A 13,766-nucleotide genomic window follows, 5' to 3' on the forward strand; every position below is an offset into this window, starting at 1 on the left:
CCTTCATTGCGGCGGGAACGAATGACGACATGAAGCTACTCGGCGCCGAGTTTATCAAAAGTTGCGGGGCTCCAGCACAGTTTCCTGCCGAGCGGCTACCCGAGATCGCTTTCGCGGGCAGATCCAACGTCGGCAAGTCCTCACTCATCAATTCGCTCTTGCACCGGCGCAAGCTGGCCAAGGTCAGCAAGACTCCCGGCAAAACGCGGGCGGTGAATTTCTTTGCCGTCCGCACCAGCGATCCCGCCCTCTCGACTCTGACGCTGGTCGATCTTCCCGGTTATGGGTATGCCAAGGTGTCGAAAAGCACACGGGCGCAATGGGGGCCGTTGATCGAACAGTACCTTGCCGAGCGTCAGACGCTGGGCGCGGTGATTCTGTTGATCGAGTCGCGGGTGTGGACGCCGCAGGACGTCATGACGGTCCGCTGGGTCCAATCCCTGGGATGCGGTCTCATCGTCGTGTTGACGAAGGCGGACAAACTGAAGCGAAGCGAACGCGACGCGGCGGTCACGGCCGTGAAGGCCGCTTGTGAGCTGAGTCCGGACGTGCCGGTCATACTGTATTCGGCCGAGACGCATGAAGGCCGAGACGCGCTCTGGGGCGAGATTCGCGCGCAGCTCAGAACTTGATCTCGATGTAGGCCTTGTTCTTCAAATCCGCCATCCAGATCTGATACTGGTCTTCGGTCTTTTGTTGGAAGACCAGGGATTGGATTTCGGTCTTGACCTGCTCGTAAGGGCGGAACTGCCGAGGTTTCTTGTCGTCGATGCGGACGATATGCAGCCCTTCCGGCGTTTCGACGATGTCCGTGATGTCTCCGATCTGAAGCGCGGTCAGGGCCTGTTCCAAAACCGGAATCAGCTCACCTTGCCGGACTAACCCCAAGCGTCCACCACGAGACGCATCGGGCCCGTCGGAAAAGCGCAACGCCAGTTCCTCGAAGGACTCACCTTGTTTCAGCGTGGCCAGCAAGGCCTCTGCGCGACCTTGGGCAATGGCGCGGTCTTCCTGGCCGCGCGGCTTGATCAGAATTTGGCTCAGCTGATATTCCTCGGGGTAGGCGAACCGGTCGCGGTGTTCCTGGTAATACCGTTTCATTTCGGAATCCGCCACCATGATCACGCCGCGGACTTCCCGATCGACCACCCGCATCAATGTCAACTGTTCGCGCACGCTCCGGGCAGTATTGGGGTCGGTGCTGTCGATCTTCTCGCCTTGCTTTTTCATTTCCTCTACGGCCTGGACCACCTCTTGATCGGATACATCCAAGCCCTTTTTCTGGGCGGCTTGGAGCTGGAGCTTTCGCTCGATGAGTTTGGTCACCGCCATGGCTTCGGCGGTCTTGATGCGTCGCTCCAATTCTTCGCCCTGGTACAGTTTGCGAAGCCGCTCCTGGTCGGGGAATAAGTCCCGCTTCAATTCCGAGAGCATGATCAGGTCGGAATTGACGACCGCCACGATGCGATCCTCAAGCTTGGCCGCGCTGACGGGCGAGGCGCAGAGGCACAACAGGCAGAGCCACCAACCGTATCGACCGACCGCTCGGGCTCGCAGCCGGCCGGGCCGATTCAGGCTGGTGAAGGCAGTGGTCAAGGAAGAGGTCCCCTCGTTCATAGAAATTTGGATTGTACACAATCGACGGGTCGGAAAGGGAGCATGCCGGTGGTGAAAAAGAGGCAGGCTGCGATGTGCAGTCGAGGGGGAGCCGGGAGAACGCCTTACGGGTGGCCTGCGCCGTCGGTCACATACCGGGCGGCGTCGGCGAGGCGGATCGTGGCCCCGGAGCGGAGCTCCGCGAAGATATCATCCAACCGCTTCCGGCGTTTCTCGGCGAGCAGTTCTTGTCGAAGCCGTTCTCGGGTGGCCTGGTCGGCTTGGAGTATCTCGGGCTCCAACGGGCTCACCTTCATGAGGTAGTAGCCCTTCTCCGTCTTGATGGGATCGCTGATGGCGCCTGGATGGAGGGTCGGAACGAGCGCGTCCAACTCAGGTTCGAGCAATCCTCTGCGATAGGGGCCCAGCTCTCCGCCTTTGCCGCGGCTGCGTTCATCGATCGAATACCGCTGCGCGAAGCGCGAGAAGTTGCCACCGCCCTCCACCTGCCGTTTCAAATCCTTGGCAGCATAAATGTTCGGGAGCAGCATGACCGAGACCTGCACTTTGGGATTGGCCAGCAGCTGGTTGGCATGTTTTTCCAGGTACTGGTCCAATTCGTCTTTGGTGACCTCGACCTTGGTCTTGATGCGGTCTTTGAGCAACTCGTCTAGGATCAGCTGTTCCCGATACCGCAACGTCTTTTCACGGATGTCGTCCGACTGATCCAAACCTTGTTTTCGGGCCTCTTGCATCAGCAGTTCGCGCATGATCAGCTCGTCCAGGAATCGCCTCTTTCCGCCTTCCTTGTCGTACCGAGCCCGGGTGGCTTGCGAGAGTTCGCCCCACCGCATGTCGAACTCGGACTGCGTGATGGCACGGCCGTTGATCATCGCCACGACGGGTTCTTCCTGGGGCGGTTCCGCGCAACCGGTCAACCAGGCGCATGCGCAGAGGCCGAAAGCGGCGATGCTGAGGCGGACGGTCTGGCCTGCGGTCTGTCGAGCGGGCGATGGCGTCATGCGGGTGGAGTGGAGCATCCTCTGCGAAGGTCAGGGTAAGCCGGACTCGCGGCTCTGTTTGTTGGTATCACAGACGTTGAGGGTTTGCAAGATTGCGTTCAATTCAGGAAACACCAAACTCCAGTCTTCATGCGGCATCTGGAGATCGAAAGACACGGGCGAGAGAAAGCGAAGCCGTTTCTTGTAGCGGTCCATCAACGTCTGCACCGCCGATTCGGGGACCCGAGCCTTCACATCGAACGTGATCACCACGGCGTGGGTCTGCTCGACGACCGAACTCAGTCGCAGCTTCTTGGCCAGCAGCCGGATCTGCATCAGTTCGAAAAGGCGTTCCACCGGATCGGGCGGATGGCCGTACCGGTCTTCGATTTCGCCGTGCATCAACGCCAAGTCTCCGAGCTGATTGCACGACGAGAGCCGCTTGTAGAGCGACAAGCGATGATGAGTGTCCGCTACATAGTCTTCGGGGATGAAGGCGGACACGTTGAGCCGTAGCGTCGGATCCGGTTCTTCCTCCACCACCTGGCCGCGCAACCGTTGGACGGCCTGTTCGACCATCTGGAGATAGAGGTCCAATCCCACCGCGGCGATGTGTCCCGACTGCTGTTTTCCGAGCAGGTTCCCTGCACCCCGAATTTCCAGGTCGGCGGCCGCGATGCGGAAGCCGGAGCCCAGCTCGGTAAATTGCTGGATAGCCGTCAGGCGCTTCTGGGCATCTTCGGAAAGGGTCCCTTCGTCCGGCACGAGGAAATACGCATAGGCCTGCTCGCCGCTGCGTCCCACCCGTCCTCGGAGCTGGTACAGCTGAGCCAGTCCGAAGGCATCGGCGCGGTTGACGATGATCGTGTTGGCGTTCGGTACGTCGAGGCCCGATTGTATGATGGCCGAGGCCAGCAGAATGTCAGCTTCCTTGTGAAAAAATTTCAACATGACCGCTTCGAGCGGCTTGGAGTCCATTTGGCCGTGAGCCATCACAATGCGGGCCTCAGGGACCAGCTCTTGAAGCCAGGCCCCCATGCGCTCCATGGTCTCCACGCGGTTATGGACGAAGTACGTCTGGCCGCCTCGTCCCAATTCGCGGAGGATCGCTTCGCGGATGGCCTTATCGTTGAAGCGGAGCACCTGCGTGCGGATCGCCAATCGCCCCGACGGAGGCGTCTCCATCACCGATAGGTCCCGCACACTTGCCATCGTCATCTGCAGGGTCCGCGGGATCGGTGTCGCCGTCAGGGTCAAGACGTCGACCTGGGTGCGCAGCTGCTTCAACCGCTCCTTGTGCTTCACGCCGAACCATTGTTCCTCGTCGATGATCACGAGGCCCAGGTTGCGGAATTGGACGTCCTTCTGCAGCAGCCGATGGGTGCCGATCACGATGTCGATGACGCCCGCCGCCACATCCTTGAGAGCGGCCTTGGTGTCCTTGGGGGATCGAAACCGCGACAGGAGCGCGATCCGGGTCGGAAAGGGCGCGAACCGTTCGGTGAAGTTTTCATAATGCTGATGCGCCAGCAGGGTGGTCGGAACCAAGACCGCGACCTGCCGGTTTTCCTCGATGGCCTTGAAGGCGGCGCGCATGGCGACCTCGGTTTTCCCGTAGCCCACATCGCCGCAGACGAGCCGATCCATCGGTTTCGTAGAGGCCATATCGTTGATGATGTCTTGGATCGCACGGCGCTGGTCCGGGGTTTCCTCATACTCGAACGCGGCTTCGAATTCGTGGTAGAGCAGGCTATCCTGGGCGTATGACGTGCGCTGGACCAGTTCTCGGTTCGCATACAGTTCGACGAGCTCATGCGCCATTTCCTCGATGTCTTTCTTGACCCGCGCCGTCGTTTTGGCCCAACTCGTGCCGCCCAGGCGATCCAACCGCGGCACGTGCGACTCTGCCCCCGCATACCGTTGCACCTGATGGAGGCGATCCAACGGGACGTACAGTTTGTCCGTTCCGGCGAATTCCAGGACCAGGTAGTCGCTGTCGAACTCCTGGACCGACAAGCGCCGCAACCCCTGGTACCGGGCGATGCCGTATTGCACATGGACGACGAAGTCGCCCACGTTCAGGTCCTCCAGCGACGACAGGAACGTCGCGGCCTTGCTCTTCGGCGGGGGCTTGTGTCGCGCGCCCTTGGCGAAGAGTTCCTCCTCGGTGAGGACGACGAGGCAGAGGTCGGCGGAGAGAAAGCCGGCCGAGACATCGCCGTTCAGTACGGCAAAGGGTGCCTTTTGGGCGCCGCCCGCGGAGAGGGCCGAGGGGGTCCATTCCACGGCTGGTCGGTCGTGTTCGCGGAACAGGGCCAACAAGCGGCCGACCTGTCCCTGGCTGCGCGCGACCAGCGCCACCGGCCCGTTCTCGCGCAATCGATCGAGCACGTCGAGCGTCTGGCTGAAGGCGGTCCCTCGCAGTCCGAGCCCGACGCTGGCCGGGGTTTGCGCAGGGCAGGACAACACGGGCGCCCAACTCGCATCGGGCGGCGTTACCGGTTCAAGGGCTAGGCAGGCACAGCGTTGCGTGTCCGCGAGGATCTGATCCCACGTGAGATAGAGCCGGTCGGGAGTGGGGTAGGGATTCGGATCGGACCGGTCTTCATGACGGAGATAGCCCTCCTCGGCGGCCTTCCAACAGGTCTCGCTTTGGGCCTTGAGCGTGGCTGGTTGATCCAGCACGAGCAGGGGCGGCTGGGGAAAATAATCGAGCACGCTATCCATGGCTCCGTAGACGGCCGGGGCATGCCATTCGGCGTCGGCGGTCAGGGGGGCGAGTGCGTCGGGCGCATCCTCGGGGCGAATCAATTCGCGCGCCGGCAGGACCAGCGCCTGTTTGATTTTGTCGGTCGACTGTTGCGTCGAAGGGTCGAACAGGCGCAGCGATTCGATCGTGTCACCGAGAAATTCGACTCGCAGCGGGTCGGGATAGGCCGTGGAATAGATGTCGACGATGCCTCCGCGGATGCTGAACTCGCCGGGGATTTCCACCACCGAACTCTTCTGGTACCCCAATCGCAAGAGGCTGGAGACGAGCGTCTCGCGCTCGATGGTCCCGTTCGGTTGGAATTGGAGGATTGCGTCGTGCAGGACCAGGGCGGGAAGCACCCGTTGCGTCAGGGCGGGAACCGACGTGAACAGCACGGTGCGCGGCGTCGTGCTGAGGCGATGGAGCGTGCGCATGCGCCGAGCCACCAGGTCGATGTGCGGCGCCGTCGACTCATAGGGCAGGGTCTCCCATTTGGGGAAACAGGCCAAGTCGTCGCCGGACTGACCGAGGAGCGTGCGGAAGAACAGGGTGTCGGCATGCAACCGTTCCGCCTCCTCATCGCTTTTGGCTACGATCAACCAGCTGCGATCGGGGAACGGATGCGCGGGCAGCCGATGGGTCAGGAGGGCCAGGCTGAACCCGGCCGTCGAGCCATGCAGTCCGGTGAGACAGGGTTTACCCTCTCCTGCGCGGAGGGCTTCGAGCGCAGGCATGAGCCACTGACTGAGATGGGCGGGAATGGGAGGGGGCACGGGTTCCTTAGGCTGTGGTGGCGCGAATCCGTTGCACTAACATGGTCGTCGATACGCCGGGCACGAGGGGGATGGTCTGGACGCGTCCGCCGCGGGCCTCGACGATCTCCCGTCCTACGATGCGATCGAGCGGCCAGTCTCCGCCTTTCACCAGCACATCCGGTTGAATGGCCGCGATCAACGCCCCCGGGTCTGGTTCAGAAAAAATCACCACAGAGTCCACGCAGGCCAGGGCCGCCAGGACTTCTGCCCGTTGGGCCTCCGGGACGATCGGGCGGTTCTGGCCCTTGTTCAGGCTGCGGACCGACTCGTCTGAATTCACACCGACTACCAGCAGGTCTCCCAGGTTGCGGGCGGCTTGCAGGTAGCGGACATGGCCGATGTGCATTAGGTCGAAGCAGCCATTCGTGAAGACGACGCGGTGACCCTGACGGTGACGATCTGCCACAAGGGCGGTGAGTTGATCGCGAGAAGTAATCTTCGTTTGCATGCTCGTGTCGATTGAAAGGCCTCATCTTAGGGGGAGGTCGTCGTGCGAATCAATGCCTCGCCCTCTCCCTGGTCTTCGTGTTACGCCACCCCGTCGCGTGGGCGCGCCCTCCTTACCCTGAGGAAGGCCTCCGAGCCGGACCACGTGGCTGCCATGCCGCTCGATCAGTTGATCGAGCGCGGCCACCGCATCACGTTGTCGTCGGTCGAAGAGCGGTTCAGGGGCCGGCACCAGATCGGAAAGACCCAGCCCGACCAGCCGGTACCGCATCCGCGGCTGCATCAATCCGTTCAACGCCCGGCGAATGTCGGGCCACATGGCTGGGTCGTAGTTCAGCGCGGTGGGGAACCGACGTTGGCGCGTCGTGATATGGAAGTGGGCGTCCTTCAGTTTGACCGTGAAGGAGCCGGCGGCCAGCCCTTCAAGCCGCAGGTCGTGCGCCAACTGCTCGAGAAAGCCATGGACGACGGGCTCCAACAGGGCGGGGTCATCGGTGTCTTCCTCGAAGGTCGTTTCGTAGCTGACGCTCTTGCTCTCGCGACCCGCCACGACCGGTTCGGTATCCTGTCCGCCGGCCAACGCTCGGAGCGGTGCCAGGCGCGTACCGAGCAGATGGGTGAGCAGCGGCGCAAACCGGGGTTCCAGCAGATCGGCGATGATCCGTAGGCCGAGACGCTCGACCGATTCTGCCGATTTGGGCCCGATCCCCGGCAGGGATCGAAGGGGAAGCGGCCCGAGAAAGGCGGCTTCAGAGCCGGGCGTGATCACCGCGAGCCCGTCCGGCTTGTGCGCGTCGGCGGCGATCTTCGCGACCGTCTTGCCGGTGGCCAGGGCGATTGTGCAGGTCAGTCCGGTCGCTTCACGAATGGCGGCCTTGAGCGCGACTCCCAACGCCGTGGGATCGGGATGGCGCGTCTGCAAAGTGGTGGTCTCGGCGTAAAACTCGTCGATGCTGGTCCATTCGGTGGCAGGAAAAAACCGATCGGTCACCTCCTGAAGGCGACGGTGAAGGCGACGGTACAGGGGGCGGTCCGGCGGCACCAGGATGAGGTGGGGACAGAGGCGCAAGGCTTGAATGGTCGGCATGGCTGACCGAACGCCGAAGCGCCGGAGTGCATAGCTGGCTGCGGCAATGATGCCGCGCGGCGGCGGGCCACCAACCGCGACCGGTTTTCCAGCCAATGAGGGATCGGCCAGCACGGCGGCGGAGGCAAACATGGCGTCGATATCGCCGAACAGAATCTGACGAGGCCATCGGTCGGTCATGAGGCTTCTAGCGTGCGTGAAACGGTAAGGCCAGCTGCAAGCTCTCCGTCTGGTCTTCTTGTACGGGTGAGACTTCGCGCAAGGGGCCGCGACAGGCTCCGCAGCGGTGCCGACGCGGATGGATGCTGCGACGTTGCCGCCGGTAAAGGTCGCCGCAGGTCTGGCAACGCCAGGCGTATTTCGCCAAAGCGGCCACCTCGCGTCCCAAGGAGTGATAGACCGTGATTCCCAAGCCTTCTTGATTCATCCGTGCCATCATCCGGCGAAAGTCTAGGCCGTGGTTGGGGCGTCGTTTGAGAATATCGTACTGCCACTGGTGGATCATTTCGTGCGCGAGCGTGGAGCGGGTCTCTTGCTCCCACTCCGACTCGTCGCGGCGGAGGAGGACCGACGAGAGTCGGATCCGGCGGCGGCTGCAGTCGTCCCGTTCGGGCCTGGGTGGTTGACGAGGGCCGACCCGGCAGACGAACAGGCCGGCGGAAGCAGTGAGCCGGCTACTCCATTCGATGCGAATCGGCGGCAGGCAGCTGCGGAAAAAGCGGAGATTCAGTTCTTGCCAGAGGCTCTGCAAGGATGGTTCGGAAGACGACATGCGATCTCTTCCCGACGTCGTAGGATGGGCCGGCCAGCCGGGTGCGTTCGATCAGCGGCCTGAGAGTTCCTCGATGACGGCGGCGGCCAACAGCGGCACCATGATTTCGTGGTGCCCCGTCAAGGCATACCCCTTGCCGCCTTTCTGGGTGGGGCGGCGGACGACGTTGGTCATGGGGCGATAGTGCGTGAGGAAGTCCATGTTCACCGTCGTGATGTCGGTCAGGGAATGGCCGAGATTCCGTCCGAGCGAGACGGCCTTGAGGAACACTTCCGGCAAAATGACGGCCGACCCAAGATTCAGGTAGACGCCACCCTCCATCTCCGCGACGACCGCGGCCAAGCGCCGAAAATCCAATAACGAGCCCGCGCCGATCGCCGCGCCGTCGGCTGACGGATGCATGTGGATGATGTCGGTGCCGACCGCCACATGCACGGTCACCGGAACCCCCAGCCGGATGCCCGTGGCCAGCAGGCTGGTGGCGCGGTTAGGGAACTGCTGCTTGTGCCGTTGAATGTAGCGCCCGAGCGACTCGCCCAGGCCCCACCCTTCCTTCATGCCCAGGGTGATGGCTTCGTTGAGCAGGCGGCCGGTTTCCTCCGCCATTCCGAACCGGCCGGAGTCGATTTCGGCGTCCACCTCCTCGGAGGTGTGGCCCATGAAGGCTAGCTCGAAGTCATGGATGATCACGGCGCCGTTCATGGCAAGGGCGGTGACGATCCCGCGTTTCATCAGGTCGACGAGCAGCGGGCCCAATCCCACCTTCACCACGTGCGCGCCCATCCCGACGATGACCGGGCGGCCTCCGCGATGGGCCTTGGCGATGGCTCGGGCCACTTCGCGCAGGGTCTTGACCGCGAGGATATCCGGAAGCGAGTCGAGAAACCGCGAGAAGGAGCCGCCGCGCTTCCAGACCTTGGCGAAGTTCGACACTTGGACCTTGCTGTGACGGCGTTGAAGCGGATAGGTCTTCAGGCGCGAGGCATCGATCGGCGGGATCAGCGCAGGCGGCTCGGCGGATCGGCTGGTGCGTTTACGGGTGATCGGCAAGGACCTGATCCTCAATGAGTTCGCACAGGACGTGACCCAAGGTGATATGGCTTTCCTGTATGCGGGCGGTCGAGGTGGAGGGCACGACGAAGGCGACATCGACGAGGCCTGCCAGTTTGCCGCCTGTGCCACCGGTCCAGGCGATGGTCGTCAGGCCGAGGTCCTTGGCTGCCACCACCCCGTTCACCACGTTGGCCGAGTTGCCGCTCGTGCTGATAGCGATGGCGATGTCGCCCTTCTGCCCATGGGCGCGGACCTGGCGGGCGAACAGTGCCTCGAAGCCGTAGTCGTTGGCGATGCAGGTGATGGCGGCGATGTCCGTGGCGAGGGCGATGGCCGGCAGGGGGGCGCGCTCGCACTTGTAGCGACCGACGAACTCGGCGGCGATGTGAGCCGCATCGGTCGCGCTGCCGCCGTTGCCGAAGAGCAGCACCTTTCGCCCCTCGCGAAACGCTCGACCCATCAGCTGCGCAACCTGCGCGATTTTCTCGGCATGGTCGCGTACGAAACGCCGTTTGACCTCAGCGCTCTCGTCAAAAGCCTTGATGGCGAAATCTTGCATGGCGCGGATTGTAGGGAAGGTAGAAATCTCTGTCAAACTTAAGAAAGCCCGGGCGAAAGAGGAAAAGCCTGACAGGGAATCAATCGAAAAGTGAAACTAACTTCTTTTCCGGCATCTCTAAGACGTCATCATCAAACGGTAAAAGGTTTTCGATGTTCCGTCTGTCAAATCTATAACGACTGCCCTGCAAGTATCCTTCGTTCATCTCAATGGCAGTCCATCTGCGAGATTCGCGCTCACAGGCCTCACCGGTCGTATTACTTCCGGCGAATGGGTCGAGCACTAGATCGGACGGGTTGGTCAAGAAGCGAATAAAGAAGAGCGGTATTTGGATCGGAAATCTAGCAGGATGAGGCTTGACTCCGGATTTCTTGCAAGCCTCCATATAATACCCATTGCTATCGTTATTTCCGAACGTCAGTAAATTTGATGGAATCGCTCCACCATTATCCCGAAACTTGTTGGTAATTGTGTGTCCAGAGGGGCGTGCTTTAGGGCGATATCCTTTAGAAAGCAATCGCTTCATGTCCGGACTGTATTCATTCAGCACTTTTTGGTTGTTTGCCTTAGGGGTCGGAGTTTTGGATAACCACCATATGCAATTCACCGAATCCTAGAGGGGGCTCCGGAAATTCGGACAGTGTGATCAGTGGTAGCCTGGCTTCAGCAAAGCCACCGCGAGGTGGCGACACAAAGGAGCGAGGTAATGAAGAGGACGAGACGGAACCACGGAGCGACCTTTAAGGCCCAGGTGGCCTTGGCCGCAGTCAAAGGTGACAAGACGGTGGCCGAGTTGGCCGAGCAGTTCAGGGTCCATCCCACCCAGATCACCGAATGGAAGCAACAGCTGCTGGCTCGGGCGGCGGATGTGTTTGGCGGCTCAAAACCGCCGTCGGAGGCGCCGGATCTCAAGACCCTGCATGCCAAGATCGGGCAACTGACCCTCGAGAATGATTTTTTAGAAGGCGCGCTCACCAAGGCGGGCTTGCTGAGCGCAAAGCGATGAGTGATCGCACCCATCCATTACCGATCGGGCGACAATGCCAGGTGCTGCAGCTGGCCCGGTCGACCGCGTACTACCAATCGAAGCCTGTCTCCGCCGCGACGCTGGCACTCATGCGCCGGATCGACGAGCTCCATCTGCAGTATCCGTTTGCTGGCGCTCGCATGCTGCGGGATTTGTTACGGCAGGAGGGCCATGCCATTGGGAGACGACAGGTCGCGACGCTGATGCGACGGATGGGCATCGCGGCGATCTATCGGAAGCCGAGGACCAGCCAGCGGCATCCTGCCCATCGGATTTATCCCTATCTGCTGCGTCAGCTGACGATCACGCGGCCGAATCATGTGTGGGCGTCTGATATCACGTACATTCCGATGCGGCGTGGCTTCGTGTATTTATGCGCGATTCTCGATTGGGCCAGTCGCCGGGTGTTGGCGTGGCGGCTGTCCAACACGTTGACCACAGACTTCTGCGTGGAGGCGGTACGGGAGGCAGTCACCCGGTATGGCACACCCGAGATCTTCAACACGGTGTCAACACCGATGATGTTTGTCCCCAAATCACCGACGTAGAATGTCCCCTGTTCACCGGTCTTCCTGTCCGCTCGTCGATATCATGGTGTCTCGGCGGGCTCGTCGTCCCCGATCGGTCGACGTCCCAGGAGCCCGGCCTTTTTCTTCTCACGGAGCCGGTAACTCTCGCCTTTGATATTAATGGTGGTCGCGTGATGGAGGAGGCGGTCCAGGATGGCCGTTGCCAGCACGTGGTCGTTGAACACCTCGCCCCAATCCGCAAAGCTTTTGTTGCTGGTCACGATCAGGCTGCCCCGCTCGTAGCGGCGGACGAGCAGGCGGAAGAAGAGCCTGGCTTCGTCGCGCGAGAGCGGCAGATAGCCGAGTTCATCGAGGATCAGCAGCCGAGGATACGCCAGCTGTTGTAACGTGCGCTCGAGGCGATTCTCATGGCGCGCCCGGATCAAGCGCCCCATGAGGCTCTCTAACGTTAAGAAGAGGACCGAGGCGCCCGCTTCGACGGCTTTGACGCCGAGCGCAATGGCCAGATGGGTTTTCCCGACGCCGGGAGGACCCAGCAGAATGATATTTTCCGTCCGGTCGATAAAACTGAGTCCGGCGAGCTCCCGAATCACCTTCCGATCGATGGAGGGCTGGAACTCAAATTCAAACTGGTCCAGGGTCTTCAGCCATGGGAACCGCGCGAGCTTCAACCGACTTTCAATCCCACGCTGCTGGCGACCCCGCCATTCTGCGTCCAAGGCGCGGAAGAGAAACCCTTGGTAATCGAGATCGCCTTTGGCGGCCTGCTCACAGACTCCATCGAGTTGCGCGAGCAAATGGTCCATCTTGAGGCGTTCGAGCAGGTGCGTTAGCTCCATGTGCTCACCTCCTCGTATGCGCTCAAGGGCCGCCGTTCGACCTCCAGCGCCGTCGTCCACAGGGCGGCATGATGGTCTGGGACGGTGACCCAGCCGGCGGTCGCCGGCACCAGGGTGTGCCGCGCGATGCACATCTCCCCGTCGAAGACCATCACCACGCCGTCAAGCGACAGCCGCACCGAGACACGGCGGCCAGCGAGGGCGGCCGGGACGCTGTAGCGATTGCCGCGCACCTCAATATAGGCGTCCCAGCTCACCTGGCGCAGTTCCCAATAGGAGGTGTCGTAGCGCCGTGCGGGGAGTGGCTGCAGCACCGGCGCCTCGGTCGCAAACCGCTCCGCCACAATTTGACGGACGGTGCCGTGGCGGCGCTGGTCGGCTTCTTCCCGGAGCCAGTGCTCCGCCTGTTGATTGAGATGGGCCCCACTCTCGAAGTGGCGATAGCGGACGAAGAAGTGGTGTTTGATGTAGCCGACCATCCGTTCGTCCTTGCCCTTCGTCTGCGCGCGGGCTGGACGACACGCTTTCGGGACGAAGCCGTAGTGCCCTGCCAGATCGAGGAAGCGCGGATGGAACTGCACCACGCCGCTCCGCGGATGCTCCAGCACGGCCGCCTTCTGGGTATCGACCAGGACTTCTCGCGGGACGCCGCCAAACCATTCGAAGGCGCGAATCAGCCCCTCGTAGGTATGTTCGGCATCGGTTGAGTCGCTGCACCAGAAATGCACGCGCCGGGAGAAGCCCAGCGTGTTGACGATAAAGGCGACGGTCGTCGTCCGTCCGGCAATCTCCGGCTGGATGGTCGCCCAGTCACTCTGGAGCTGGTGCCCCGGCTCGGTTTCAAACCGCACGGTCGCGCGGCTGGGGCGGAGCGTCCGCTTGGGCCGGATGTAGTCCCGCAGGATCGAGACCTGCCCGGTATACCCCTTCGCCTGTAATTCGCGGAAGATCACCACGGCGTTCCAGACCCCGGCAGTCAGGAGGCGATCGATGTCGGCCCGGTACGGATCCAGCTGACTACGCCGCCGGCCCCGGCGCCCTTCGGGCGCCTTGCCTCGCCCGAGCGCCCGCCGAATCGTCTTTGGATGCACGCCGAGCTGCCGTGCAATATCGCAGAGGTAGACTCCCTGTCGAATGAGTGCTTGTATCACGATAACGTCCTCCTTTCTCAGCATCCGTCCCTCCTCCTGTGCTGGTGTGTCCAGGAGGGACATTGTCATCGCTGTTGAGGGGACTTCCTAGGGAAGGTCTGATTTATTCTCTTTGCATGATGTGCTAAGGGTAGCGC

The 13,766-nt window shown here is 61.9% G+C and carries 12 protein-coding genes and 1 pseudogene; 2 read left to right on the plus strand and 11 right to left on the minus strand.

What is annotated here, in order from left to right; genetic code table 11:
• Positions 1 to 29 precede the first annotated feature (29 nt).
• On the plus strand, positions 30 to 632 hold the full coding sequence (locus HRU82_11390) for a YihA family ribosome biogenesis GTP-binding protein (GenBank protein ID QOJ35505.1): 603 nt from the start codon (positions 30 to 32) through the stop codon (positions 630 to 632).
• Here HRU82_11390 and HRU82_11395 read toward each other — a convergent pair.
• From HRU82_11395 to HRU82_11435, 9 genes are all read right to left on the minus strand, one after another.
• The gene (locus tag HRU82_11395; GenBank protein QOJ35506.1) at positions 622 to 1,617 is read right to left on the minus strand and encodes a peptidyl-prolyl cis-trans isomerase; all 996 of its coding nucleotides are present in this window, start codon (positions 1,615 to 1,617) and stop codon (positions 622 to 624) included. The genes HRU82_11390 and HRU82_11395 overlap by 11 nt on opposite strands.
• Before the next feature lie 104 nt (positions 1,618 to 1,721).
• A complete protein-coding gene (locus HRU82_11400; GenBank protein QOJ35507.1) occupies positions 1,722 to 2,618 on the minus strand; it encodes a peptidylprolyl isomerase in 897 nt (298 codons plus the stop codon).
• A gap of 30 nt (positions 2,619 to 2,648) precedes the next feature.
• Complete coding sequence (gene mfd / locus HRU82_11405) at positions 2,649 to 6,122, minus strand: transcription-repair coupling factor (protein QOJ35508.1); 3,474 nt, start codon at positions 6,120 to 6,122, stop codon at positions 2,649 to 2,651.
• Positions 6,123 to 6,129: 7 nt separating this feature from the next.
• A complete protein-coding gene (rfaE2, locus tag HRU82_11410) occupies positions 6,130 to 6,612 on the minus strand; it encodes a D-glycero-beta-D-manno-heptose 1-phosphate adenylyltransferase (GenBank protein QOJ35509.1) in 483 nt (160 codons plus the stop codon).
• Positions 6,613 to 6,633: 21 nt separating this feature from the next.
• Entirely contained in the window at positions 6,634 to 7,878 is a 1,245-nt protein-coding gene (locus HRU82_11415; GenBank protein QOJ35510.1) for a DNA polymerase IV, read from the minus strand.
• Positions 7,879 to 7,885: 7 nt separating this feature from the next.
• Positions 7,886 to 8,470 (minus strand): SprT-like domain-containing protein, encoded by a 585-nt coding sequence (locus HRU82_11420; GenBank protein ID QOJ35511.1) that lies wholly within the window; start codon positions 8,468 to 8,470, stop codon positions 7,886 to 7,888.
• Between the two features lie 51 nt (positions 8,471 to 8,521).
• Positions 8,522 to 9,520: a hypothetical protein gene (locus HRU82_11425; protein QOJ35512.1), complete on the minus strand. Its 999-nt coding sequence runs from the start codon at positions 9,518 to 9,520 to the stop codon at positions 8,522 to 8,524.
• A complete protein-coding gene (locus HRU82_11430) occupies positions 9,504 to 10,082 on the minus strand; it encodes a D-sedoheptulose 7-phosphate isomerase (protein QOJ35513.1) in 579 nt (192 codons plus the stop codon). Before HRU82_11430 ends, HRU82_11425 begins: the two co-directional genes overlap by 17 nt.
• 79 nt (positions 10,083 to 10,161) lie before the next feature.
• The gene (locus HRU82_11435) at positions 10,162 to 10,689 is read right to left on the minus strand and encodes a site-specific DNA-methyltransferase (protein ID QOJ35514.1); all 528 of its coding nucleotides are present in this window, start codon (positions 10,687 to 10,689) and stop codon (positions 10,162 to 10,164) included.
• A gap of 99 nt (positions 10,690 to 10,788) precedes the next feature.
• Between HRU82_11435 and HRU82_11440 the strand changes: the two are divergent.
• Positions 10,789 to 11,615, plus strand: a pseudogene (locus HRU82_11440) (IS3 family transposase).
• A gap of 83 nt (positions 11,616 to 11,698) precedes the next feature.
• On the opposite strand, the gene HRU82_11445 reads toward HRU82_11440, so the two are convergent.
• Positions 11,699 to 12,478, minus strand: a complete 780-nt coding sequence (locus HRU82_11445) for an ATP-binding protein (protein QOJ35515.1) — start codon at positions 12,476 to 12,478, stop codon at positions 11,699 to 11,701.
• Positions 12,469 to 13,653 (minus strand): IS21 family transposase, encoded by a 1,185-nt coding sequence (locus tag HRU82_11450; GenBank protein QOJ35516.1) that lies wholly within the window; start codon positions 13,651 to 13,653, stop codon positions 12,469 to 12,471. The genes HRU82_11445 and HRU82_11450 overlap by 10 nt, the downstream gene beginning before the upstream one ends.
• Positions 13,654 to 13,766: the final 113 nt, after the last annotated feature.

Origin of the sequence: Nitrospira sp. (genome assembly GCA_015709715.1) — a bacterium.
GTDB lineage: Bacteria > Nitrospirota > Nitrospiria > Nitrospirales > Nitrospiraceae > Nitrospira_A.

Coding starts and splice junctions, on each gene's coding strand:
- HRU82_11395 (QOJ35506.1), bottom strand. CDS start 1,617: ATGAACGAGGGGACCTCTTCCTTGACCACTGCCTTCACCAGCCTGAAT.
- HRU82_11430 (QOJ35513.1), bottom strand. CDS start 10,082: ATGCAAGATTTCGCCATCAAGGCTTTTGACGAGAGCGCTGAGGTCAAA.
- rfaE2 (QOJ35509.1), bottom strand. CDS start 6,612: ATGCAAACGAAGATTACTTCTCGCGATCAACTCACCGCCCTTGTGGCA.
- HRU82_11450 (QOJ35516.1), bottom strand. CDS start 13,653: ATGCTGAGAAAGGAGGACGTTATCGTGATACAAGCACTCATTCGACAG.
- HRU82_11400 (QOJ35507.1), bottom strand. CDS start 2,618: ATGACGCCATCGCCCGCTCGACAGACCGCAGGCCAGACCGTCCGCCTC.
- HRU82_11445 (QOJ35515.1), bottom strand. CDS start 12,478: ATGGAGCTAACGCACCTGCTCGAACGCCTCAAGATGGACCATTTGCTC.
- HRU82_11390 (QOJ35505.1), top strand. CDS start 30: ATGAAGCTACTCGGCGCCGAGTTTATCAAAAGTTGCGGGGCTCCAGCA.
- HRU82_11420 (QOJ35511.1), bottom strand. CDS start 8,470: ATGTCGTCTTCCGAACCATCCTTGCAGAGCCTCTGGCAAGAACTGAAT.
- HRU82_11415 (QOJ35510.1), bottom strand. CDS start 7,878: ATGACCGACCGATGGCCTCGTCAGATTCTGTTCGGCGATATCGACGCC.